The organism is Microbacterium pumilum (assembly GCF_039530225.1).
GTDB lineage: Bacteria > Actinomycetota > Actinomycetes > Actinomycetales > Microbacteriaceae > Microbacterium > Microbacterium pumilum.
In genome coordinates, this window is record NZ_BAAAOH010000001.1 from 4,027,562 (window position 1) to 4,051,322 (window position 23,761).

The following is a 23,761-nucleotide window of genomic DNA, read 5'->3' on the forward strand; positions in this document are numbered from 1 at the left end:
ATCGAGCGGATGACCGCTTCCGCCGCGGACTGGCCGGACCCCGACCAGGTCCCGTCGATGCTCCGCCATGTGGCGAACGGGCGACTCGACGACGCCCTGCGACAGCATCCGCTTCCGGATGGGGAGTGGTGCGTGCGGCGCCTCGACCTCGCCGTCGAGCTCGATCCCGACCGGCCGCTCAGCGCACTCGAAACGAGCTGGGCCGATCGAGTCGTCACGGCGTTGCGACGGTCGCTGCTCGACGGATCGACCGATGTCGTGCATTTCGCACGACCCGAAGCGGTGATCGACGACATGCTGGCGGGCATCGTGTCGCGCGACTGCGGGCACGCATGGGCGTGGAGGCAGGTAGGACTTCTCCGCCCCGCCGATCCCCAGCCGGATGCCGATCCCCTTGCTCTGCTCCTCGTCACGCTCGAACGCCTGCAGCGCGGAACCGCTGCAGCACTCGTGCGGCTCGTCGCGCACGCGGGTGTGGCACAAGTGCACCGCATGATCGGCCCTGGGGGATGGCAGCGACTCGCGACTATCGCGACAGCGGAGTCGGGAGTTGCGTGGGTCCCCTCGGCTCCCGGGCTCGCGGTGGCTCGACACCCCGCCGACGCGGACCCTCGACCGGACCGCGCGATGCCCGGGTCGGGTTCACTCGAGACGCGTCCCCAGGTCGATGACGCTCGTCCCGAAGTCGATGATGCGCGTCCCCACGTCGACGACGCTCGTCCCTCCAACGACAGCTCGATCGCCCAGCTCGCCAGCGCCGTGGTATCCAACGGGGTGCTCTCGACGGCGTTCCGCGACTCCGGACTCCGCGTGGATGGGGTGACGCTCCGCTCCTGGGCGGTGCTCGCGCTCGCAGAAGCCGATCCCCTTCTCCTTGGACGGTCAGCACGAGATCTTGAGGATCTGGTCCGATTCGTCGCCGACCGTCTGCAGCCGCAATCTTCGCCTGGCTTCTCGGGAAGTGCGCGGACGTCGCACGTGAGGCCGGACGGTCGCGCGAAGACGCGCACGACCACCGTCGATGCCGCGCTACCCGACCCTCCAGGTGGAGATGGCGGAGGCCCATCCGGTGATGCCGGACCGGACGACGAGCAACCGATGCATGACGCACCCGCCACCGCTTGGGGCGGCCTGCTCTTCCTGCTGAACACGGCGACGGCCGCCGGACTGCCCGAGGCACTCCAGGCACCGCCCTTCCGCGCTCGAACGGCCGGGTGGGTGCTCCACGGCATTGGGCTTCGGCTCCTACCGATTGAGGCAGACGATCCCGTCCTGCTCGCGCTCGCCGGGGTGTCGGAGGTTCCGGTAGGGGACGCCGATGAATCTGAGCGACGAGCGCTCGCCGAGTGTGCCGGCCGCTGGGCGGCGCAGACCGCCGACCTCCTGCGAGCATGCGGCGCGCAATTCGGGGAGGACGCAGAACTGGTGCGGCGAATTGCGCGGCGAGAAGCGATCATCGAACGCGAGTCGGGCTGGATCGAGATGACTCTTCGCTTGAGTGACGTCGACCTCGACGTGCGTCGGGCCGGTCTCGACCTCGACCCCGGGTGGGTGGCGTGGCTCGGGAACGTCGTGAGGTTCCGCTATGAGTGAGCTCGCCTATCTCGTACCGCCTCTCGTCGACGCAGACAGTGCCGACCTCACGGCGCGCGCCGGTCGACTGGCGTGGCGGATCGCTGACGTCGTCGAGCAGAACTGCTCTCCGGAGTCCGGAGCGATGGACGCGGTCGCCTTCCTGCGCCGCTGGGCCGAGACCGCCGACTCCCGGAGTGCGCCCGAGCACCTTGCCGTCGGATCGCCGCTGCAGCGGATCGCGCGGGGATTCGGGCTCGCAGAGGAGGAGGTCGATCTCCTGGTGCTCGCGGGCGTGCCGGAGGAGCACGAGGGCCTGGCCGCGACCTTTCGCTCGCTGCACCCGACGAGCGAGCCGCGGCCGACCGTCGGACTCGCCGCACTCCTGCTCGGAGGCAAACCCACCGATCGTGCCCGTCTGCGCGCGATTCTCTCATCCGGCTCGGCGGTGAAACACTCCCTCATCCGGCTCGAAGGAACAGGGCCGTTCTTCGAGCGGTCGCTCGTTCTCGCCGAAGAACTGTGGCCCGCGCTGCACGGCTGCGACGCATGGCCGGCCGGGCTATCGCGCGTCGCGAACACGGGCAGCCCCTCGGGGATGGATGCCTGGCTGCTTCTCAGGGATGTCGAGGCGTGCATCAGCGCGGTCCAGCGAAACGCGCGGTGCCTCATCGCCGTCCCCCACGACGACCCGAACATCGCTCGCGCGCGGTGCGAAGCGATCGCGTCAGCGGCAGGACTCGACGTTGTCGGTGCGGCAATGCTTCCCGGGGATGCTCGGGGAGCGGCGCTGCTCGTCGTCCACGCCGTCGCCCGCGGGGCCGTACCGATGATCGTCCTCGACCACGTCGAGCACCCCGTAGACGTGCCACTCGGCGACTACGACGGGCCTGTCCTCGTCGCGACCGCGCCTGGTGCGCTGGCACCGCCCGCCGATCGGGCTCTCCTCCATGTCGATCCGAGCCCCGCACCACTCGCGGCCGTGCGCGATGCATGGGCAGCGGCCATCCCTGCCCTCGCCGCAGATGCCGGCATGCTCGCGGCGCGGCATCCGCTCGACCCCGCCATCACCGCGCAGCTCGCCCGAGACTTCGCGGTCGCAAGGGAAGATTTCGACCTTCGGCGCGTCTCCAAAGCCGTGCGCAGCCGCACCAGTGTGAGCCTGCCGTCGGGCGCGCGACTCGTCGTCCCCGAGGTGACGTGGGCGCAGCTTGTGCTTCCTCGTGAGGCACTCGATCAGCTCCATGGTGCGGTCGACCGCCTCTCAATGCAGTCCACGGTGCTCGACGACTGGCGGATGCGTGAGCACTCGCAAGCGACACGTGGCGTGCGCCTGCTCTTCACAGGACTGCCCGGGACTGGCAAATCGCTGGCGGCGGCCGCACTCGCGACGGCAGTGGGGACCGATCTCATGATCGTCGACGTCGCGCGTCTGGTCTCGAAGTGGCTCGGCGAGACCGAGAAGAATCTTTCCGCGACGTTCGAGGCGGCCGAACGCACGCGTGCCGTGCTCCTTCTCGATGAAGCGGATGCGCTGTTCGGGACACGCACCGAGATCTCCGATTCGCACGACCGCTACGCGAATCTCGAGACCGCGTATCTCCTGCAGCGCGTCGAGCAGTTCGAGGGGCTCTTGGTGTTGACGAGCAACCTTCGCCAGAACATCGATCCCGCGTTTACGAGGCGGCTGGACTTCGTGATCGAGTTCCCCCTTCCCGACCTGCCCGCTCGGATCGCTCTGTGGGAGCGTCTCCTTCCCCGCGAACTCGGCTCGGTTCGAGGGGCCGACGTCGATCTGGAGGCCCTCGCCCGCCTGTACCCCGTCCCCGGGGGCTGGGTTCGCAACGCGGCAGTCGGCGCGGCGTTCGCGGCGGCCTCGAGCGGCGAGCCGATAACACAGCGCCGCCTGGTCGATGCGGTGCGCCGAGAGTATCTGAAGGCCTCTACCCCCTTCCCCGGGGAGCCACAAAGGAGACGAGATGACCACGATCGATGAGTGGACGAGTTCTGCCCGCGCCCACGATGTCTCCGACGCATCCGCGCAGCTGTCACTCTGGCCATGGAACTCGCTCAGGCCCGCGAGAGGGATGCTGCTCGACAGCGACGATTTCGAGGTGCTCCTGGGCAATCCGCGGGCGAAGCACATGCTTCACAACGCCTGGCTGCACGGAAGTGGCGTTGTGTGGGGGATGTCCGTCGAACAGAGCGGCGAGTGGGACCTCAGAGTCTCGCCTGGCGTCGGAATCGACGGGCTCGGACGGGAACTCCACATCGACGCACCGCACTGCTACTCGGTGAAGGAAGAACTCGAGAAGGGCCATGACCCCACGTGCAAAGTGCGCGACGTCGAGTTGTGCCTCATCCTGAGCTTCGATGCGTGCCTCGATCGGCCCGTGCCCGCACTGGCCGACCCGTGCGACGTCACGCGTGAGAGCCAGGAGTACTCGAGGATCAACGAGCGGGCGCGCCTTCGCCTCGTTCGCGGACACCCAAGAGTCCCTCGCACCTACCATCGCGTGCGGGTGCTTCTCGGCCTCGATGAGGTCCGCGAGGACGACGATCCCGGGCGAGAGGCAGTCGCCGCGCGCAACGAAGTGCTGGCCGCGCCGGCGCATGATCGCGCCCCGGAACTGCTCCGGTGGTTCCGGTGCCTCGCCGCGCGCGATGCTGCGCAACTGACCCCGACGGGCGACGTATGCGACCCGGATCTCTTCCCCGTCCTCGACGGCGACGCGGGCATCGTGCTGGCATGCGTGCGCATCAAGGTGAAGGACGAGTCGGGATGCCCGGTGATCGACGGCGAGATGTGCATCGATGACTGCTGTCGCCGCACGGTGATGCCCACGACCGTGATCCAGGACCTGGTGTGCGCGCTCGCGCCCGGGCTGATCGGTGCGGGTGACACGCCAACGACTATCGGGCCCCAGGCCGTTCCCGGAAGCATCAAGTGGGGCCACCGTCCTCGGGAGCTCTCGTTCCAGGTGACGGCGGACCTTCTGCCTGCGACGGTGACCCGCGATGCGGTCATCGTCAGCTCCCTGTCCCCCGCGGGATGGATCGTGGAAGACCTGGAGCGCCGCCCTCGCTACGACCCGGAGCACAACCGGGTCATCGTCCGCCTCGCCGACCGACCGGCGAATCCGATCATCCGCGTCCTCGTCATCGGCACAGGGCCGACGCCGGTGTACGGCGCTCAACCTCCGGTACCCCTCGCGGGCGTGGTCGGAGACGACGCGGGAACCACGGGTCAGGGCCGAGACGCCGTCCTCACGACCGAGAACCCCTTCTTCGAGCCGACGGAGGGTCACGAACCGCCGCATGCGTACGAAGCCGCACAGGGGCCACAGACGCCGGCGTCTCCGGCGTCTCCGGCGTCTCCGGCGTTCAAGATTCCGACATCCGCTGATCTCGAGGGAGATGACGATCGTGACTACGACGAAGAGTGACTGCGGCTGCCACGACACCCCCGCACCTTCCGTCATCAAGACGATGGGTTCGGAAGCGGCGCCACGGGCGGTGTACGTACCGCGAGACGCCGTTCGCGAGGCCGTGCCCGCTCCCCTCAGACCGGCGGATCCTGCTTCGGCCGCTGGCATGACCGTGCTCGACGGATTCCGTGGACTCAACCCCCAGGACGGGCTCTTCCTCCGGGGCGAGCATCTAGCGGCAATCCAGGACTACTCGCGCGCGCTGACCTCAGCACTCGCGACCGCCAGTGGCACGGGAATCGTTCACGGACTCGATGTCTGGATCGACGACAAGGATCTTCTGATCTCGCCCGGGCTCGCGATCAGTCCGCGCGGACGGCTGCTGCTGCTCGGCAGGGTCGTGCGGATCTCGCTCGACGATCTGCCTGCCCTTCCCGCAGATGGCTATTGGAAGGTCGAAGTCCACTGGGCATCGGACACGTCCGGGTCCGCCCCCGCGTACGGCAGCCTCTGCGCCGACGAATGCGCCGACGGCGGCTCAACGATTCGCCCGTGGCGCGATGAGGGTGTCGAGGTCCGGATCGTGACCGAGGTCCAACCAGGCTTCGACGGGGTGTCGGATGCGCGCCTGCGCGGGAACTGGTTGTCGTCTGCGTACTTCGAACGCGAGCGGTTCAGTGGGCAGCCATGGCTCGTCCCAGGGGTGCCTGACACCGCGATTCCGCCGCTGCGCTCGCGCGACTGGACGGATGGCACGCCAGTGCCGGACGAACGCGGCGTCCCCCTCGCCGTCATCTACACTGCGGGGCGGTCGGCCGACTCCGGCTACCGCGTCCAGCTGTGGACCGCGCGACGGCTCGTCGACGGGCCCGCCGCACACGCGACGTGGCGAAGCCGGCTCGCCATGCGCCCGTGGTCGGTCTTCATGGCCCAGATCCTTCAGTTCGAGGCCGAGCTGGTCGAGACATTCGATGAATCCGTCGGAATAGATGGTGCGGACATCCGCGATCTTGGAGATGCGCACCAAACCCTGCAGGCGATGCGCGGGCTCTTCGAGGCCACGGATCGATTCATCAATGGCGTCCAAAACAAGAGCGTGCGGGATCGACGTGACTTCAACGAGCTCGCAGTGGTCCGAGACGAAGTCGCGGCGAGCCCTCTCGCGAGGGCGCCGCTGCCTGCCGTCTTCGAGTTTCTGGGCTTTCGTGAGCTTCCCCCTGCGGGCTACCTCACGATGGGTGATCTCGAGAAGGGTGTGGAGTCTAGGACCAAGGCGTTCTTCGGCGCCGGCGTCGACGTGCGCATCCGCCATCTGCGAGCCGATCAGATCGCCGACGAGGTGCTCGCCGCGCAGCATCGCGACCGCATCCCGCTCCGTCCCGTCGGGGATCCGCCTCCGAAAGTCGATGTCCTCATCCCCAGCGAGCCGACGGACAAGGCGACGCTCAAGACCCCTGCGTACGGCTGGGCCGCCTTCGTCCGTCGCGGCCCCGAGCCCGAGCCGGCCGCCGCGCCTCCGATCGAGACGACGGATGTGGGCGTCTACATAGTCGAGGATTCCGACTTCGTGGCCCAACTGGACCACTTCCCTGAGGATCGCCTAGACAAGATCGAGGGCTCCCTCACGGAGCTCATCGGAACCCTGAGATATCCGAAGGGCGAATGGGAGTACCCCGGAAGTGACGTCGCGGAACGGATGCTCGCAGCACTCAAGGACCGGCGTGCGCTCGGCCTCCTCGCCTTCGCACGCGACGATGGTCCGCTCGCGGCGTCCCGTGCGGGTCTGTTCGGCATATCACTGGACTCGGGATTCGAGCTTCCGGTCCTGGCCTTCCATCCTCGAAAGCTTGACGCGATCGTGGTGGTCGCCCAGCCATCGGACTAGCTACCCACCATGCCGCAGAATCTCAATGCCCAATCCCGAGGTCGCCATGAGAGGTGAGGCGATGTTCGGCGTATGCACGCTGAGAGTCGAGGTGCAGCCCGAGCATCTCCTCATCACGATCACGACGAGTCGGGCACTCGATGCGAGCGCACAGCGATACTTCGTCTCACGCCCTAGAAGGGTTGCATCGACGCGTGAGGCGCTCGAGCTCACTGAGGACTTCCTCCACTCGTTCGGGGTTTGGCAGGAGGGGGGTCCACCCAGATTCCCGAGTTCCTCGTCGAGAGAGACGAATGGAACCCGGTGAGGTGCATTAGCTCAAAGCATTTGGAGCTAGCCGAGGTCGTAGAAAGAGGCGTTCGCGGCGTCCCAAGAGACGTTCAAATGACACGCCCGACGCCGAGAAGAAGCGGAGAAGAAGATCATGTCTGAATCGCAAACCATCGTCCGGCCCGAGCAACCTGACTACCTCGCGCCGGATGGATCTGAAGTTCGTTTGCTGTGCAGAATCGATGGGGGTAGCGCCGCCGAGTTTCTGCTCCCAGCGGGCAAGACCTCGCGTCCCGTTGCTCACCGCACTGTAGAGGAGCTCTGGTACGTTGCCGAGGGACGTGGAGAGATGTGGCGGAGCAGCGACAGGTCTCCAGAACCCACACGGCTGATCGCAGGCACATGTGTGAGCATCCCCGTGGGGACGGCCTTCCAATTTCGATCCGACCCGGATGCCGATCTGCGCATATTCGGCGTCACAATCCCTCCATGGCCTCTCGACGAGGCGATGCCGGCCGAGGGTCCGTGGGAGCCGAGCGTCGGCTAAGAGATCGCACCGGCCGTTCGTTGGAATTGCGTAAAATCTCCAAGGCTGGCATCCGCGGCAGCCAAAGTGAAACCGGGCAACGCCCCGATAAACGGCTCGGCACCGTCGTGCAGGAGCTGGGGCAGCCGATGCCGGGCCGACGGCTCGCCTCATGCGTGTGACGTCCACGTGACGCCGGGCCCCCACATGAATATGCAGCGCAGCCGAGTTGATGCGGTGGGCGGACCGGCCAGTCAGGCCGGGCCGCTGATGGACCGAACGGCGGGGCATAGCCAGCCGTCGCAAGTCGTGAAATCTTGTAAGCCGCAGAGCGCCCGACGTGCATACTCTTGTCAGCGCTTGCCCCGGGAGTATATTTGGAAACTCGCGGGGAGGCGACGGAAGTCTACTAACGAACGAGGAGACCCCATGCGGGTTCTCGTCTATTCACGGGTGCGGCTATTCGGAGAGTGCGAGGCGGCATTCCTCGACTCCGCGGACTTTGTCGCGGACGTTTCGACCGTGCAAAACGTCCTGGATCTTGACGTCACAGCGATGGAATTCGGAGCCGACGCCGCGCTCATAGACGTCACGGCACCGCCGGCCCGGTCGGCGGTTCGACAAGTCGAGTTGCTCTGTCCTGTCGTGTCGACGATCGCGATCGCAGTCGTCGAACGGCTTCATGCTGGCCCTCTTATCCGGATTGAGCGCCAAATTCGGAGCCACTCCTATGGCTAGCTTCCTAGTTGTTACGCTTGGTGTTACTGTCTCGTGCCTCTTGTGGTTCTATCTGGCGTGGTTCGCCATCGAATTCGTTGCCCAGGCCTGGGCTGTCGTGCGCCCACAATCCTTCAAGAGTTGGAACCGAAATGAGCTCGATGTGCTATTGGGCTCATTGGTGGAGCGTCCCGCGGTGTCCGTCATCATTCAGTTCCTGGAATTGCCAGCGTTTTCGCTTGCTTGGCCCGCCCTTGCCCGTACGAGCCTCTCCGCTCTGAAGCGCAAGACGAACCGCCAGTGGCTAGCGAGATACTCGCTGCGGCCCATACATGGTCAAGTCAGCGTTTTCCTGGCCTGCGTCCTCTTCGTTGTATTGATTCTCAACGACGCCAATCTTGCGTGGAAATTCCTTCTCGCATCTGTGACATGGCTGGTGCTGATTGCGGTGATCCTCAAAGAGGTGTCCTACCTGATCAGTCCCCTGCCTGATCGACTGCGACGATCCAACGTTCCGCCCTGGCCGCTGTTTGCGCTGGTGGCGGTTGCGGATGCAACCGCTCTCACTCTTGCGGTGGCCAACTTGCGCTCGTTACAGGACGGCGGGGGCCGAACAGTAACTCGATTGTTGCCCTCGTTCCTTGAACTGATCAATGTACCCGACAACATCACTTCGCTTCTCGCAGTGAATGTGACGGCAATCCCGATAGCGGTCGTGGGCCTCCTCTACTCCACAGCCATGGTAAAGACACTCGTGTCGTTCTCTCACTTCACGCGAACGGACGAAGATTATCGAAGTCTCGCTGAGTTGTCAGTGTTGGCAGGCAACACCGAAGACGGCGCAAAGTGGATTGCGAAGGTCAAACAACACGATGTGGCATTCCGTACTGTTGACATGCAGATTGCGTTGGCATCAGGTGCCTTCGATGATGCGGCGATCGACGCCGGGCGGGTCCTTGTTTCGGAGGAGGAACCCGACACCCGCGATCGTCGGCTCATGGTACTGACCTTTTATGCTCTACTTCTTCCGCTGACCAGTGAGCGGGCAAGTGATTTTATCCGCTACTTCTTTGAAAACACGAGCGACTCAGCAGCCGCCAGTTTCCTCCCGGACTTGTTTGGCGAGTATCCCGACGAGGTGACCGCGGCGGTAGACGGGATCGATAGGGAATCGGCGCCGCTCACCTTCGCAACTGTGATGAGGATAGAGGGCGATCTCGCGAAAGCCGCGGCCGTCCTAGAGGAAGCACGCCCGGGCTCCGAGCTAGAAGAGGTGGTCCGCCTGGTCGCCCTTGGCGTCATCCACCTGTACGATCCAACCACCTCTGAGGAAGAAGACGAAGACTATGCGCTGCGTTGGCGGCAGTCAGCCTGGCCCGTAGTCAAAGCATTATCGGCAGACCTTAGCGCAGCTGAACGAGTAATACCACTAATGGATCTTATTCGACTGGAGTTCGCTCTCGGTGAGATCGCCGAAGTCGACGACGAAGACGTGTCAACCTCGGAAAGTGAGCTTGCAGTGTTTCATCGAGATGTCTACGAGGTCGTCGACACCTTAGGAAGTCACGATGTCGTGGAACGATCGCGCAAATTGTTTCTCCAGGCTGTAGAATTCAGAATCAGCAAGTCGCCAACGACCTAGGCACGCAGGACGGTGGCGCCCACCGCCCGAGCTTCTCGATACGTGCTAATTGAACGTGCCTTTGATGGCTCTCCACGGTTGAGGGTGTAGTCGGGGTGGGCGCCGCGGTTGCGGGTAAGGGGTTACAGGTCGTCCGGGATGGAGGTTCCCACCCGGCCGATCCGAAGGACCTCGACGTGCTGAACGCTACCTTCGCACGCCTGTCCTCACGACGTTGGCACAACGGCTTGAAACGTCCGGTTCTTCGGGCAGCCGCAAACCGAAGAGCCGCGGAATTCCGGGGCTCAAAGCCTGTATCAGGAGCGGGGCTTGGCCACTCCGCCCTCCACTCGCCGCGCGACGGGTGGAGCCTCCGACGGAGTGGGACCGCCCGAAGTATCTTCGAGACAACCCTCCCGATACGAAGAAAGCGCCCCAAAAGAGGGGCGCTGTCTTCGTAGCAGGAGCGGGGCTTGAACCCGCGACCTCACGATTAGGGTTCGCGAGCAGGAGCTTCACGCTCGACCTCGGCGAATCTCGATTCATCTCGACCTGACCGGGACTTTCTCGCCCTTTGATCAGTTGTTGTGCATTCGATTGTACGAGTCAGTTCGACCGAGTTCGAGCCAGTTCGCTCCCATTACTGATGGATACGTGGGGACTACTCGAATTCATCCATGCCCGTTCCGACGAGCGCGGTAGCGGGCGCACCGCCCTGATTCGTGCAACGTTGACGAGGCGGAGAGACTCTCATGCGCGAGCGGTTGGCGTGCGCCCGTCGGGCATCTCATCGCGCGGGTTATTCGCGCGATGATCGCCCGGGCGGTCTGCGGCGAGAATGACGCCGACGCCGCGGACGCTCGGCGACCCGCTTCCGAACGCTGATGAACCCTCTGCCGCTCGGCGCGGTTGCCGCCTCCCGATCCTGGGAGGTGATGGTGGATTCGGACTGCAGCCGGTCGTCGAGCCCAAAGTAAAGACCGATCTCGTACAACAGCGTCATGCGCAACCTGTACGCAACGCGCCGCGGTCGGCGGCGCTGGGAGACCGCATCATTTAGCCGGATGACGCCAAGCCCCGGGCAGCCGCGGTGTGGGCCGCACCCGAAAGGGGGGCGGCCCTCTTCTCATTGCACGAGACGACTCAGCGCTCGCACATGATCCCGTCCCGATCGGCGTCGCGAGCGATCGACTGGAGGTTGTACAGGGAGGTTGATTGGTACGGATTGCCGACAAGCGGCTTCGCGACACCACTCTTCTTATCGACGGTGATTCCGTTCTTGCGGATGCCGTCGTGGTAGTCCGCGTTGAGTGCCGTGCAATTCGCGTACACCTTCCCGGTCGCCGGCGCCGTCGAGGCGCTGGACTTCGCTACCGAGGCGTATCCCGACTGGCCACCCACGACTTTGACCGACAGCGTGGCATACGCATCCGTCGGGCGTACCCGATAAGTGCTAGCCGTCGCACCCGAGATGGCGCTGCCGTTGCGGTACCACTGGTAGGTGAAGCGAGTGCCACCGGTCCAGGTGCCAGGCCTGGCCGTCAGGGTACCGCCCACGGCGGCGGTACCGCTGATGGTCGGTGTCCCAACGAGCAGCACCTTGACGGTCTTCGCCGATGTCTTGGCTACGGTCGTGTAGCCGGCGAGCTTCCCCGTGACCTTGACGGAGATCTGTTTGCCGGCCTGGGCTGATGTCAGCTTGTAGGTCTTCGCGGTGGCGCCCGTGATCGCGGTGGAGCCGGAATACCACTGGTACGTGAGGGCGGTGCCACTGGTCCAGGTGCCGGGTTTGACGGTCAGGGTACCGCCCACGGCGACCGTGCCGCTGATGGTCGGTGTTCCAGCGAGCAGCACCTTGGCGGTCTTGGCCGAGGTCTTGGACACGGTCGTGTAGCCGGCGAGCTGCCCCGTGACCTTCACCGAGATCTGCGTGCCAGCCTGGGTGGATGTCAGCTTGTAGGTCTTCGCGGTGGCGCCCGTGATCGCGGTGGAGCCGGAATACCACTGGTACGTGAAGTCGGTACCGGACGTCCACGTGCCGGGTGTCGCGGTGAGAATGCTGCCCACGGCGGCCGTGCCGCTGATTGTCGGTGTGGCCACGACTGCCAGCTTCGTCGTCTTGGCCGAGGTCATGCCGACGGTCGGGTAACCGGTGACAGCGCCGGTGACTTTCACCGAGATCTGCTTGCCCGTGAGAGTGGAGGGCGGCACGAAGGTGGATGCCTTCGCCCCGCTGATCGCGGCACTGTCGGCGTACCACTGGTAGGTGAAGCTGGTTCCTGTGGTCCAAGTCCCGGTCTTGGCCGTGAGGGTGATGCCGACGGCGACGGTGCCGCTGATCGTCGGTGTTTCGGCGCGGGCCAGCTTGACCGTCTTCGCCGAGGTCCGGCTGACAGTCGGGTAGCCGGTGAGCGTCCCGGTGACCGTCACCGAGATCTGCGTGCCAGCTTGGTCGGTCGTGGGAATGAACGTGGCTGTATTCGCACCGTCTATCGCGGCACTGTCGGCGTACCACTGGTAGCCGAAGCCGGTGCCGGTGGTCCAGGTCCCGGGATTCGCCGTCAGCGTCGAACCGGTCGCGGCGATGCCATTGATCGTCGGAGTGCCCGACAGCAGCACCTTCTCGGTCGGCCAGGACGTCCCGCCGTTCGGCACGTAACCCGGAATCGACCCGGTGACTGTGACCGAGATCGCCTTGCCCTCTTGTGCGGAGGTCAACGTGTACGTCGCGGCGGTCGCGCCAGCAATGTCGACGTCGTCGGCTGACCACTGGTACGTCCACGTCGTGCCGGTCGTCCACCACCCAGGGTTCGCGGTCAGGGTGCTTCCCACCGCCGGTGTTCCCGAGATCCACGGGCGCTCCCCCTGAACGCGAGGCGTGAGCGCGAAGTCGATGCCGCTCGCTGCCACACCGGCGCTGACGTGCACCGGTATGGCGCCGTCGAGGGTGAGAGCGTTCTGGTAGAACTCCTCCACCCACGGTGCGCCGGGCAGTTGCTCAGGGCCCCCGCAGTCGCACCCGTACCGGAACTGCACGGTGTAATCGCCGGCAGGGAGGCCAGCGATGGTGTAGCTGCCGTCGGAGGCGATCAGTGAACCCCAGTAGTCGACGCCCGTGGCGTGCGGGTCGCCTCCGGCTCCGACGGGAATCGCGAACATCCACCGCGATGTGCCACTACCGATGGGAGCACCGTCGTCGGTAGTGACCCTACCCGAGATGGTGGCGCCGGAAGCCAGGGTCGCGTCGACGTCGCCGCGGCTCTCTCCGTCCGTCAGCGTGATCACGTCGGCGTCGGCGAACTGCGCCTTGTCGATCCACCATTCCTTCGCGACGTCGCCGGACCCCGTGAACTGGACCTTGTAGTCACCGGCCGTCAGCCCCGTCGCCGTGTAATCACCGTTCTCGTCCGCGACCGCGAATGCCGCCGCGTTGCCCGGATACTGGTCGGCAGGATAGACGACGGCGTAGGTGCTTCCCTCGCCTACGGCGGTCGCGGGCAGGTCGATATGTCCTGAGATCGATGCCGCCGAGTCGAGTGCGACGTCAACGCCCCCCGCCGCCGTCGCTGGCGGCGGCGCGGCGATCGCCGGTGATCCCCACACGCCGCCCACTACGGCGACCGACGCGATAACGGCTGTTGCGCGCGCGCGCCACGAAAGAATCTGCATACGTCCCCAAACGTCAACGGGCGAAGCCTTCCGGCAACCTCTCAGCGGCCACCGAATCTTCGTCCGAGTCCCCACCACAGATATAGCAGAGATAAAGGATGACGCCCGACCAGAAACGGCATGTCCGACCCGCCGTAGCGAGTACCGGCGAATGTGCCGACCGCTCATCTAGCTAACGCGCCGAACCTACCAACGCCGATGTTGAAGCGCGCAAGGGTCCCCGAATCTTGCATCGCCCGCTATGGGACCGGCTTCCGGCCGCCCACGTGAATCGCCGCTAAGCCCTGGCGGCACGGCACGGCACGGGGCGTCGCTATCTCGAGTACGCATAAACAGTCCCCAACACAGCGGCAGCTAAGCGACGCTGGAGGCGGTGACCCGAAGGGTCTCGGGTGCCAACCAATCCCACGCCGGGGACGCGTCGGCAGCTCATGCTGAGTGCACGCCGAGGGACCGGCTTGTGGCGGGCTAAGCGGTGAGAATATTGCCGGTATGCGTCGTCGGGTGTTGAGAGTCGCACCGCAACGGACCTGCTCGGGCCCGCTAGGACGCTTCTGGAGGTCCAGTGATGTCGAAGTCAGCGCCCGCAAGGAAAAGCTGGTGACCACGCGACGGGCACGGAAGGTGATCGCGCTGACTACAGCGGTGCTTGCTCTCGCCGGCTGCACCGTGAATAGGGCTCTCGACATCGCCAACATCGACGACATGACCCAATCGCCCGACTTTTCGGTGACCTCTGCGCGGGTCGAGCAGACCGTGGGAGTAACGGAACTGATTCTGGAACTGGCGATCGCTAACCCGTCAGCGAGCATCGTCCTGTTCAACCGGGTTGATCTAGGCCATAGCTACGTTCTCCGGTGCGACGGCGAACCGCGTCGGTCCTCTTCTTCTGGGTCACCAGTGTCCACCTGGACGTATGAGTGCATAGGCGACACGGACTGGCCAAGCGATACGAGCGAGGCCTACCTCACGATCCACTCCGATCACCAGGTGGTGAGGCTGTCAGGCGATTGGTTTTAGCGAACGCGCTCGACGTTAAGCACGAGTCCATCAGCACACTGCTGCCGGCGACCTGATCCCTTCGACACGATGCACAGACTTGAGCCGCAAGTAAGGTGGCGCCGTGGGCATCGACCGACAGAATCTCCTCGATCGTCGCGAGATACTCGGCCGCTCACCTTGAGGACGGGCTGACCGAGCTGGACGTTCTGCTCGCGGCTCGGCGGCGCGCAAGTCCACCCGCGAGAGAGCAGGCGACCAGCCCCATCGATTGCCAGCAGCTACATGGCGAGCAGCCTCTGGGCGAGGATGCTCGCGCAGCGGCATAGCGAAAGTCTCGCATTCTCCCGCCGAAACATCCGAGGCACCTTCGAAATCGCGATGACCGGTCACTCTCTTCCGCTGAGGCGGCTTCGCCAGTAGCGTTCGGAGAACCATGGTCGGCGGCGAGCCCTGGGGAGCGGAATGCCGCCACGTGCGCGCTCGCGCCAGCACTGTGTCCGCTGAGGGGAGGTCAGACATGGTCACGAACATCGATCCGCGCCGCGTGACAGGTGTGGGAGGGGAGGCGGCGTTTATCGGGCAACTGTTCGACGAGGACGGAAGCCGCCGCGATTGGACGCAGGTCGTCGAGGAGATGGGCGATATGCAGGCAATGCTCGCTCTCATCGAGTACCACCTGCGCGATCGTCTCAACGCGCCCAAACCCCGGGGCTACCCGCCTCGGGTGTTCGTGTCGTACCGGCGCACAAACGACGACACCGTCGCATGGGTGCAGGATCTCGCCGCGGCCATCCGGACCGAGGCTACGAGGTGGACCTCGATGTCAACGAGATCGATCGCGACCGGCCGGAACCCGATGCACTGGCGGAGTACATCGCTCGCCTCGCTCTCGCTGATATCTTCCTCGTCATCCTGTGTGAGGAATACCTTCCCTCAGGCGGAGGTATGCGCGCGTGGCTGTTCGAAGAGTGGTCGCGAATCGAGAGGATGCGCGACTGGGGCATCGCCGAGGTCATCGCGGTGCACCGCTCCGGATCACTCGAAGACGATGTCAACCCGTTCGTCCGACTTAGCGGGACGCTCGACGCCGTCATCGATCTCCGCGAGGAACCGGACGACTTCTCTCCGGTCGTCGAGATCTTCGGCCGTTGGAGCGGCCGGAAGTTGCCCGAATCGCGGGCACGTGAGATCGCCAACGCGGCCCACGCCGTGATCGCGGCGGCTCGAGCGAAGCGATGGGACGACTGCGAGACCGCGTTCGTCGACCTGAGCCAACTGCCCGACATCGAGTCGACCGAGGAGTACTGGCTCGCGTCCGTGTGGCGGAACGCGTTTCGCGACGACGACGACGTCCTCCGGGATGCTCTCGCCAGGCTCATTGAGATGAACCCCGGAATTCCGTCGACTCAGAGCGCCGCTACGGCGCTCTGGCTGGCCGACCGCGAGACGGCCGCGTTCTGGCACTTCGCCGGCCTGTCCGAAACCCGATCGCTATGGCGCGGATGGGCACACCATGTCATGGGAGAGTTCTTCCGCACCCGAGGCGCGTGGCTCGCGGCGCACAACCACCTTTCGTTCGCCGCCGACCTGATCGAGAGGCAGAGCGGACAACCCGATGGCGTCGGAGACCGTGACATGGCAGACGCTCTCGCTGAGCACATCGAAAAGTCCGGGTATGTGATCGCACGCGGTTGCGAGCACTGCAAAGCAAAGTTCATAGCCGGGCGAGTGTGCGTCCTGTGCGGGGTGCAGGACACGAGAGCGGAGTCAGACGAGTGCAGTTTCTGCAGCCATCCCCTCGTCGAACTCGATGAGTGCCCCTTCTGTCCCATCTGCCGGTCCGGCGTACGTGGATCACCGTTCGAGGGGGGAAACGTCCAGATCGTGACTCGGGAAGTCGGCGGACGATACTCACTCCTCAGCGGCACCTGAGGTCAAGCCACCTCGCCACCGCTCTACGGCCCGAGTTGATCCGGAATGTCGCCGAGCACCTGCCTGATCGCCGGAGCACGATCAATTGCGCGATCGACGAGCTCCCGCTCGTCTACCGCGACGCGCACGGCCCCACCCCAAATAACTATGGCGGCTCCGAATCCGTCCGCTTGCCCTCTTACCAGCACGTACAACGACGAATGAAGACCGCGGAGACTCGCGGGATACTGCCTCAGGACGGCATCGTCATTCGACGGCCGCCAAGCAAGACGATCGTCGTCAACCTCCTCACAAATGTCCGCTGAGGACATGGCAATCGCACCCTCCCACGCCCGCCCGCGACGTCCCTCATTCGTGCGTTGCCCGTAGAGGGATCCTGCCCGTTCACTCTCCTAAGCACCTCGAGCGTCGAACCGATGGCGCTACCTCCGCCAGCGTGACTCTCAAGACAGGCTCCCGGGTTAGGCTCCGAACGTGAGCGATGACATCGAGGGTGCGCAACCTCGATGCGAGCTGGATGGGGTGGTGATGCGCGACATTCCAGGCGGATGGAAATGCCCTGCCTGCGGCCACGTCTATGCGCCACCCATCATGCAACAACAGCAACAGCTGCGAGACTTCGACGGACCGGCAATCCACGGGGGGTGAACGGTGCTCGCCGGTCGATCCCGCGTTTACCTCGCCACTGGGTTGCGGACCCCTCGGGCGGCAAGTCTCCCCGTCGCATCGCGCTCGGGCGCGCGTCACCGCAGACCTTCAGCTCCAAGTGTGATGGACGTGCCAGCCGAGCTCAGCCCTGAAAACGTCGAACACGTAAGACTCGCCGGCTTCATCCGTTGCTTGGAAGCGCCACCCGCGGAGACCGGTGGCGCCGGCGGAGGCAGCCGACCAGGTTGACTCGCGCAGCCGGGTTGGGATGTCGGTGACCCGCCAACGTCGACCGGCATACAACATCCTTTGCGGGATGTCGTCGACCATCCATATGGTCAGGTCTTGTTCGATCTCGACGGCGCTCATGACATCACAGAATAGAACATTTGTACTACGCGCGGTAGTGTGAACTCGGCCGGAGGAGGGGCGACCGGCATTCGATGGGTACAAGCAAACGCTACGCCCACCGCATCGACAGGATGATGGACGACCGGATTCTGCAGCGCTTAGCGGCGGAGCACCCGCTACAGTCGCTCACGTCGAAGGAGTTGCAGACCGAGACGCTCCCTGTCACGAGAGATCCTCAGCCCAAGGCGTGTCGAGCGTGGGTGCGCTTCGGGCCAAACGCGGTCCAGGTCGAGGCTCTCGTGGTCGTGTGGAACGACGTCGCGTGCGGCATCCAGTTCACGGCCGGCGAACGAGAACTGCGCTGTTGGGTTTGGGCCAATGCCGTAATGCCAGCGTCCGGTTGAGGCGGCCACGCGCCCTCGATCGGGACGCCCGTCTGCCGCCCCTGGCTTTTCGATTCTCATCTCGCGAGCGACCCACCGACCGGGCGAAAGCCAGGCCCTTGGGACGCTCGCATCCACTGCCTCGGGTCAGTGAGCGACGTGTCGCGAGACCGCCTAAGGCGACTCGCGACTTCGATCTCGGCAGCGCGTGCTGTCTCGAGCTCCCGCTCAGCCGGGGGCAGATCCTGCATGGCGATCCGCGCGATAAGAAGCTCGGTTGGCAGTGAGACCTTGCCTCGCAAAGCGCGCGCCGAATTCTCGATGGCGGCCTCGGCCTCCAACCGGGCGCCGTTCTTGCGGATGTGTGACTCCGCATCCCTGACCAACTCGGCCATGCGCCTCTGACGAGTGGCCGTCGAAAAGACAGATCTCGCGCTGCGAACAGCCGCTCTGACCTCGCGGCTGGTGAGCCGATCGATCCGCTTCATCCGGTCCGTCACCGCCTGAGCGGCACGGGCGTACATGATCTGCTCCGCGTCGACCGGCGGGAGGCCCACTCGCACGCGCATCGCAGCGTACGCCTTGGCGAAGTCCAGTAGCCGATCACCGTGCTCCAAAAGCTCTTCCGTCAGGCTGACCGTTAGGACGGTGAACTGTCGAAGACGCTCAGGCAGGTCAGCCTGTCCGAAATAGTCGTCCGCCGCACGATCGTTTGCCCTTCGCTCGGCAGCCATCGTGCGATGTAGTTGCCTCGGCGGGAGTCCCGCGCGTTCAAGTCGGCGTCGCAAACGATTCGCCGCAGAGTTCGCGTCAAGATCCGCTCGATACCTGACAGGATCTTTGCGTCGCGCACGCTGATTAGCAGCGAGTCGGTCCTTGTTCCGGTCAGCCCAGGCTTTACGCGCGTTCTTCATCTTCTCCGGATTGGCGTCGCGCCAAGCAGTAGCCCGCTGCTTCTCGACCTCGCGATGGGTCGCGTGATAACGCTTGTAGTATTCACGGACTTTCTCCGGATTCGCCTCGACCCACCGTCTCCTGTAGTCGGTCACGTGCTCGGGATGGGCCTGCTTCCATCGCTTCGAGCTTTCGTTGGCGCGGCGCCGCCTGTCCGCGAGGATGCGTTTGCGCTTGGCAGACCGTCTCATGGACTCACGGTTGAGCTCCCGCGCCCGCTCTGGGTTGTCAGCCTTCCATCGCCGATTCAGCTCACGAACTCGATCGGGGTTGGCTTCTTTCCACCGTCGTAGGGCTTCAGCACGGCGTTCGTGAGGATCCTGCGGCGGGCGCCGATCTTGACCGTCCTTCTCACCGTGCGACTCGCCGAGCCCTATCGAGTCCCGTGCTTCCGTAGTCCGCCGGGCCTGCTGGTCTGAGGCGTTTTCAAGCAACTCGCCTACTCCTCCGGCGGCTCGGGGGCGAGCTGGACGATCAATTCAATGAGCTCGGCGCGATGCGCTGAGGGATTCGTGATGACGCGTCCGACGGCCGCACGAACGTTTTCCAGGTCCGTCACGTCCAGGGCGATCACCGGCTCAATGCAGTACGTGACGTCGTTCTGAAGGTTGTAATCGCTGTCGTCCACTCCGATCTCGGGGTAGTAGAACAGCGATGCCAGCGCGGTTCGATGCAACAGCTCGTCGAACTGATCTTGGGGCAGAGCCATGCGCGACCTCCGGAAGTGATCCAGCCTTGGTACCAACACAATGGCCCGAACATGAGGTGCGCAACAGCCACCAACGCGGCGCGCGGTCGGTTCAGCTGCTGTAAACCCGCGCCGGCGACCGAGTGGTGCGCTCCAACGCGATGCCGTCGGTCATCACGGGAGCTCGCAGTCGGCGAAGGAGGCGTTCCTCGTGGAGGCGCACACGGACGAGTCGCGCGAGGCTAATCGGACCAGCAACCACGAACTTGGTGGCGTTCCAAAGACATAGCAGAACAAGGATGTTCACCCACCCCGGGGCGCCCTGACCCAGAAGTGCTGCGCACAGCAGAGCCGCTGCCATGTAGGGCACCGCGATGAGCATCGCGAGCATGCCCCACTTCAGACCCCGCCGAGTGAAGATGGCGGCCAGCAGGATGTTGGTCGGCATGCGCCGACGCAGAAACGAGCGGATGCGGATGCTGAGGCTCCAGATCAGTCCGAACACGCGGCGGCCCTCCGTTTGCTCGGCAACGAGAACCTGGGAGGACTGACCACGAGGGCGTCGTACCGTCGCAACAGGCGACGGCGCATGTGAGATTGCCTGACTAAAGGGTAGAACTACGGCCCGACAAACGGAAGACCGCTAGAGCCGTTCGACATTCACTGCACGCGCACTCCCCCATCTCGATCGCGATTCATCTGGCACGTCGCGGGCCAGACTCGTCGCCGCCCTCAGCGCGGCGCTCGCACGCAGATAATCCCTGTTCTGGCTGGTCGTTGCAGGGGCGCCGCCAAGCGCGCAGCGCCCGGTCACCCCGAATCGATCGCGATAAGCAGCGACCACTTGAGCGTGACGGCGCCACGCACCTGCACCGGGCCCTGCGGGTTCCACACCCAACTCGACCGCCCAGGACTCGCGCTCGCGGAGAGCTCGATCGAGGAGATCCCGTGCGCGTTGCTCCATCAGCAAACGCCGCTCGTTCAGCGCACAGCGCATCTCCGGGGCCATCGGTCCGATTGCCTCGTCGATCAGCCCCACGATCGTGCGCGGTGCCTTGCGACCGAGGCTCCTGTCGTTGCCGCTCGCTATCGCCCTTTCGAGTCGCGACTGGAGCACCGCTGCGATGTCTGCCGCCCCGTCGAAGTTCCGGGAACCCACGAGGAGGGGGACGAGCGCGTCGACGAGGTGGTGATGAGCTTCGGCGCGCCTCAGCTCGGCACTGAGTGGCGCGAACCCATCCGAAGCCACAACTGATGCGACCTGCAAGGCAGAAAGTCCGGAGTTCTCGATCAGCTCCACCCACCGCTCGCGCTGTGCCGCGGCGGCCACCGTCTCGTATTCCGCGGCCAACTGGGCGATGGACGCCCACCGATCCTGCTCGGCCGCGATCATCTCGTGAGCCGACAGCTCCGCGCCGACGTGGAGCAGCACGCCTTGCAAGACGGACTGTGCATTTGCCTGTGGAGTATCTCCGGGATGCGGCCCCGCGTGAACCGCGTCGGCACGATCGACGGCTACATACGCGTTGTTCGCTTGGCGTCCGCGTGTCATCGCCACATACAGACTTTCGCGGGTCATCCCACCTGCAACCAGCGCGTGCGCTGTGTCCGTGGTGATGCCTTGAACTCGGTGCGCGGTGATCGCATAGCCGAGGTCAACGTGCTCGGCAACGTACGAGCTCGGCAGCATCACCGCATTTCCGCGCCTTCGATCAGCGCGACGCACAAGCATCCTTCCGCTCTTCGTCACCTCGGTTACTCTCCATCGGTCTCCATTGCGCACCCACCCACGGCCGGCTGCGAGATTACGGTCATTCAGACGAGTCAGGACGATGTCACCGGCCGCAGCGGCACTTCCATCGTGCAACCTCACTTCGCGGGTCCCGCTGATCTCGCCGTCGAGGATGCGCTCGGCACGGGCCCGCACATTCAGCGAAGCCACCGTGGCCGCCGAGTCGGCGACGAGCACACTCGACAGTCCTCGACGAATGTCTTCCCGCCAGGCGGCGTACGCAGCGTCGATCATCACCTCGGTCTCACCATCCACGATCCGGCCGTGGGCCACGTAGGTGTCGATGACGTCGGTGTCTCCATCGCGGAGTTGCACGGATGCCGTCTTCTCCCATGCACACACGAAGCGATGGACGTCGAACAGCTCCGGGGCATCATCACGATCGTGGACGAGCAGAGCGAATGCGCCGCTTGCATCGACCGCTTGGAGTTGAGCGTGGTCCCCCACCAGGAGCACTTTCGCGCCGGCATCGGTCGCGAGCCCAGTGATGCGATCGAGAGACAGGGTTCCAGCGAGCGAAGCTTCATCGATGATGACGAGCTGTCCGACGGAGAACGTCGAGCCGTGCAGGAGGTGATTCGTCCACCATTTCGCAGTGTTCTCCGTCGAGATGCCGAGATCCTCTGCCAGGACGCGGGCCGCACCAGCCGACGGCGCCAGTCCCACGACTGAACCCGACCCGTGCGTGGCTTCCCACGCGATGCGCAACGCGCGCATGGCCGTCGTCTTTCCCGTGCCAGCGGGTCCCACGAGCACGTCGATCGATCGGCCCGAGCTGACAATTGCGTTGAGTGCCGCAACCTGGTCAACTGCGAGCCCGTCGCCTCTCGCTCGATTGCCAGGCTCGGCGGGCCAGGTGGCCGCGACAAGGGGCGCGCGCGTGTCCCGCGATCTTTCGAGCAGCCGCGCCTCAGCCTCAAGCAGCAACTCGGCCGTGAACACCGCGCTTCGTCGCGCACGGAAGACCGAGGATCCATCGGCACGCTGGAACTCTCGCGGACTATCCGCGATCTCGGGAGGTGACAGCCGCAACGAGGCCATTTCCGCTGCATCCGCGACCAGTTCGACGACAGCTTCGCGATCGGATGCCGAGACGAAGCGCATAGACATCGTCTGCCTCGCGGCCTCTGCGATGAGATTCCAGCGGCGCCACGTCGTCCGCTTCTCAGCAACGGCGTGCATGACCTTCTCGCCCAATTCTGCGATGGCGCCGGAGGGGATGTCGGACCCTCGTACTGACTGCTGCTGCGCGTTGTTGGCGACGACAGTACGCGCCCACTCGGTCGCGTCACGACCAACAAGCCGAGCCGCCCGACTGCGCCACTCCGCTGCAAGTTCGGCAAGCGAATGGAGTTGTTTCTCGGGACGCGTTGAAAGGGTCGCCTGCGCACGCAGCTTCATGACCGTGACTGCGTTCGGTCGGTGACCGTGAACTTTCGTAAACGCGTCGATCAAGACATCCGCCTCGTGATCTATCGCATGCGATCGAGCGGAGAACTCACCCACGACCTGCTCAGGTACGCCTGCAATTGCCCAGGTGACGTTGCGATCGCGTCCTCGATCGCGGGCCTCCCATTGCACGCCGACCGCGCGAGTGAGCTCGTCGGTGAAGATCGCTTCGTGCAACTCAGATAGCGCCACGACTGCCGCATGCATGGGACGGCCATCCAGCGAGCGCCACTTCCCATCGAGCGAAGTCTGAACCTTGTTGCTGATGACGACGTGCGTGTGCAGGTGCGGGTCACCCGCCCGACTGTCGAAGTGATCGAAGGCCGTTGCGATGATCCCTCGCACAGGAACTTGCGCAACAGCTCCATCGACACCGGTTGCACCGGTGCGCGTCGCTGCAACCTCGCGTTCCATGTATGCGACCACGTACGCAACAGCCTGCTGGTGTGCGCTCGCGATGAGTGACTGAGTCTCAGCATCGGCAACACCCCACAGCACGCTGGCCGACTTCGGAATCGAGAACGTGAAGTCGAAGCCGGCGACGGCGCGCTGTTGGGAAGCAGTCGCGTACTCGGGATAGGCGCGACCGAGCGGCTCACCCGTAACTGGGTGCCGACCCATTCCGATCAGCAACTGAAGCTGGGACTCAGTGACCGTGTCGCCGTCGCGCAGATCGTTTCCCAGCGCTGCGAGTCCCATGCCCATCCATCGGCCAGCAGGCGTGCCCTCGGCGTTGTAATAGCGCGTAAGTGGAGTGGACAACGAGCGCGCCCCATCCCCCGCGGCGACCGTGCGAAGCAGATACTTATAGCCGTCGCCGGCACTCATCACCCGCATCGAAACCGTCATCGCGCTGCCTCCGACTGTCATGGAG

At 64.8% G+C, this 23,761-nt stretch carries 16 protein-coding genes; 9 read left to right on the top strand and 7 right to left on the bottom strand.

What is annotated here, in order from left to right; genetic code table 11:
* The first annotated feature begins 9 nt into the window (after positions 1 to 9).
* The 6 genes from ABD188_RS18170 to ABD188_RS18195 all read left to right on the top strand — a co-directional run bounded on the left by ABD188_RS18170 (position 10) and on the right by ABD188_RS18195 (position 10,040).
* Positions 10 to 1,593, top strand: a complete 1,584-nt coding sequence (locus tag ABD188_RS18170; protein WP_344065632.1) for a hypothetical protein — start codon at positions 10 to 12, stop codon at positions 1,591 to 1,593.
* The gene (locus ABD188_RS18175; RefSeq protein ID WP_344065635.1) at positions 1,586 to 3,568 is read left to right on the top strand and encodes an ATP-binding protein; all 1,983 of its coding nucleotides are present in this window, start codon (positions 1,586 to 1,588) and stop codon (positions 3,566 to 3,568) included. The genes ABD188_RS18170 and ABD188_RS18175 overlap by 8 nt, the downstream gene beginning before the upstream one ends.
* Entirely contained in the window at positions 3,552 to 5,018 is a 1,467-nt protein-coding gene (locus tag ABD188_RS18180) for a hypothetical protein (RefSeq protein ID WP_344065638.1), read from the top strand. Before ABD188_RS18175 ends, ABD188_RS18180 begins: the two co-directional genes overlap by 17 nt.
* Positions 5,019 to 5,166: 148 nt before the next feature.
* Positions 5,167 to 6,885 carry a hypothetical protein gene (locus ABD188_RS18185; RefSeq protein ID WP_344065641.1) on the top strand — a complete coding sequence of 573 codons (1,719 nt, stop codon included), beginning with the start codon at positions 5,167 to 5,169 and terminating at the stop codon, positions 6,883 to 6,885.
* A 1,225-nt stretch (positions 6,886 to 8,110) separates the two neighbouring features.
* Positions 8,111 to 8,419, top strand: a complete 309-nt coding sequence (locus tag ABD188_RS18190; RefSeq protein ID WP_344065644.1) for a hypothetical protein — start codon at positions 8,111 to 8,113, stop codon at positions 8,417 to 8,419.
* Positions 8,420 to 8,459: 40 nt separating this feature from the next.
* Positions 8,460 to 10,040, top strand: coding sequence for a hypothetical protein (locus ABD188_RS18195; protein ID WP_344065647.1), 1,581 nt, complete (start codon positions 8,460 to 8,462; stop codon positions 10,038 to 10,040).
* Between the two features lie 1,122 nt (positions 10,041 to 11,162).
* Here ABD188_RS18195 and ABD188_RS18200 read toward each other — a convergent pair.
* The gene (locus ABD188_RS18200; protein ID WP_344065650.1) at positions 11,163 to 13,688 is read right to left on the bottom strand and encodes a hypothetical protein; all 2,526 of its coding nucleotides are present in this window, start codon (positions 13,686 to 13,688) and stop codon (positions 11,163 to 11,165) included.
* Positions 13,689 to 14,288: 600 nt separating this feature from the next.
* Here ABD188_RS18200 and ABD188_RS18205 point away from each other — a divergent pair.
* Complete coding sequence (locus ABD188_RS18205; RefSeq protein WP_344065652.1) at positions 14,289 to 14,708, top strand: hypothetical protein; 420 nt, start codon at positions 14,289 to 14,291, stop codon at positions 14,706 to 14,708.
* Between the two features lie 493 nt (positions 14,709 to 15,201).
* On the opposite strand, the gene ABD188_RS18210 is transcribed toward ABD188_RS18205, so the two are convergent.
* Positions 15,202 to 15,366 carry a hypothetical protein gene (locus ABD188_RS18210; protein WP_344065655.1) on the bottom strand — a complete coding sequence of 55 codons (165 nt, stop codon included), beginning with the start codon at positions 15,364 to 15,366 and terminating at the stop codon, positions 15,202 to 15,204.
* 134 nt (positions 15,367 to 15,500) lie between these two features.
* On the opposite strand from ABD188_RS18210, the gene ABD188_RS18215 reads away from it, so the two are divergent.
* Both ABD188_RS18215 and ABD188_RS18220 read left to right on the top strand, forming a co-directional pair.
* Entirely contained in the window at positions 15,501 to 16,622 is a 1,122-nt protein-coding gene (locus ABD188_RS18215; protein ID WP_344065658.1) for a hypothetical protein, read from the top strand.
* Between the two features lie 474 nt (positions 16,623 to 17,096).
* A complete protein-coding gene (locus ABD188_RS18220) occupies positions 17,097 to 17,270 on the top strand; it encodes a hypothetical protein (protein ID WP_344065661.1) in 174 nt (57 codons plus the stop codon).
* Between the two features lie 108 nt (positions 17,271 to 17,378).
* On the opposite strand, the gene ABD188_RS18225 is transcribed toward ABD188_RS18220, so the two are convergent.
* The 5 genes from ABD188_RS18225 to mobF all read right to left on the bottom strand — a co-directional run bounded on the left by ABD188_RS18225 (position 17,379) and on the right by mobF (position 23,736).
* Positions 17,379 to 17,639 (bottom strand): hypothetical protein, encoded by a 261-nt coding sequence (locus tag ABD188_RS18225; RefSeq protein WP_344065664.1) that lies wholly within the window; start codon positions 17,637 to 17,639, stop codon positions 17,379 to 17,381.
* Between the two features lie 442 nt (positions 17,640 to 18,081).
* Positions 18,082 to 19,149, bottom strand: a complete 1,068-nt coding sequence (locus ABD188_RS18230) for a hypothetical protein (RefSeq protein WP_344065667.1) — start codon at positions 19,147 to 19,149, stop codon at positions 18,082 to 18,084.
* Between the two features lie 248 nt (positions 19,150 to 19,397).
* Positions 19,398 to 19,667, bottom strand: a complete 270-nt coding sequence (locus ABD188_RS18235) for a hypothetical protein (protein WP_344065669.1) — start codon at positions 19,665 to 19,667, stop codon at positions 19,398 to 19,400.
* 91 nt (positions 19,668 to 19,758) lie between these two features.
* On the bottom strand, positions 19,759 to 20,151 hold the full coding sequence (locus tag ABD188_RS18240; RefSeq protein ID WP_344065673.1) for a sulfate permease: 393 nt from the start codon (positions 20,149 to 20,151) through the stop codon (positions 19,759 to 19,761).
* A gap of 138 nt (positions 20,152 to 20,289) precedes the next feature.
* Positions 20,290 to 23,736, bottom strand: a complete 3,447-nt coding sequence (gene mobF / locus ABD188_RS18245; protein ID WP_344065676.1) for a MobF family relaxase — start codon at positions 23,734 to 23,736, stop codon at positions 20,290 to 20,292.
* Between the last annotated feature and the right edge of the window lie 25 nt (positions 23,737 to 23,761).

Excerpts from the sequence above, each read along its gene's own strand:
- ABD188_RS18170 (WP_344065632.1), top strand. The coding sequence starts at position 10 with ATGACCGCTTCCGCCGCGGACTGGCCGGACCCCGACCAGGTCCCGTCG.
- ABD188_RS18175 (WP_344065635.1), top strand. The coding sequence starts at position 1,586 with ATGAGTGAGCTCGCCTATCTCGTACCGCCTCTCGTCGACGCAGACAGT.
- ABD188_RS18180 (WP_344065638.1), top strand. The coding sequence starts at position 3,552 with ATGACCACGATCGATGAGTGGACGAGTTCTGCCCGCGCCCACGATGTC.
- ABD188_RS18185 (WP_344065641.1), top strand. The coding sequence starts at position 5,167 with ATGACCGTGCTCGACGGATTCCGTGGACTCAACCCCCAGGACGGGCTC.
- ABD188_RS18190 (WP_344065644.1), top strand. The coding sequence starts at position 8,111 with ATGCGGGTTCTCGTCTATTCACGGGTGCGGCTATTCGGAGAGTGCGAG.
- ABD188_RS18200 (WP_344065650.1), bottom strand. The coding sequence starts at position 13,688 with ATGCAGATTCTTTCGTGGCGCGCGCGCGCAACAGCCGTTATCGCGTCG.
- ABD188_RS18225 (WP_344065664.1), bottom strand. The coding sequence starts at position 17,639 with ATGAGCGCCGTCGAGATCGAACAAGACCTGACCATATGGATGGTCGAC.
- ABD188_RS18230 (WP_344065667.1), bottom strand. The coding sequence starts at position 19,149 with ATGAGACGGTCTGCCAAGCGCAAACGCATCCTCGCGGACAGGCGGCGC.
- ABD188_RS18235 (WP_344065669.1), bottom strand. The coding sequence starts at position 19,667 with ATGGCTCTGCCCCAAGATCAGTTCGACGAGCTGTTGCATCGAACCGCG.
- mobF (WP_344065676.1), bottom strand. The coding sequence starts at position 23,736 with ATGACGGTTTCGATGCGGGTGATGAGTGCCGGCGACGGCTATAAGTAT.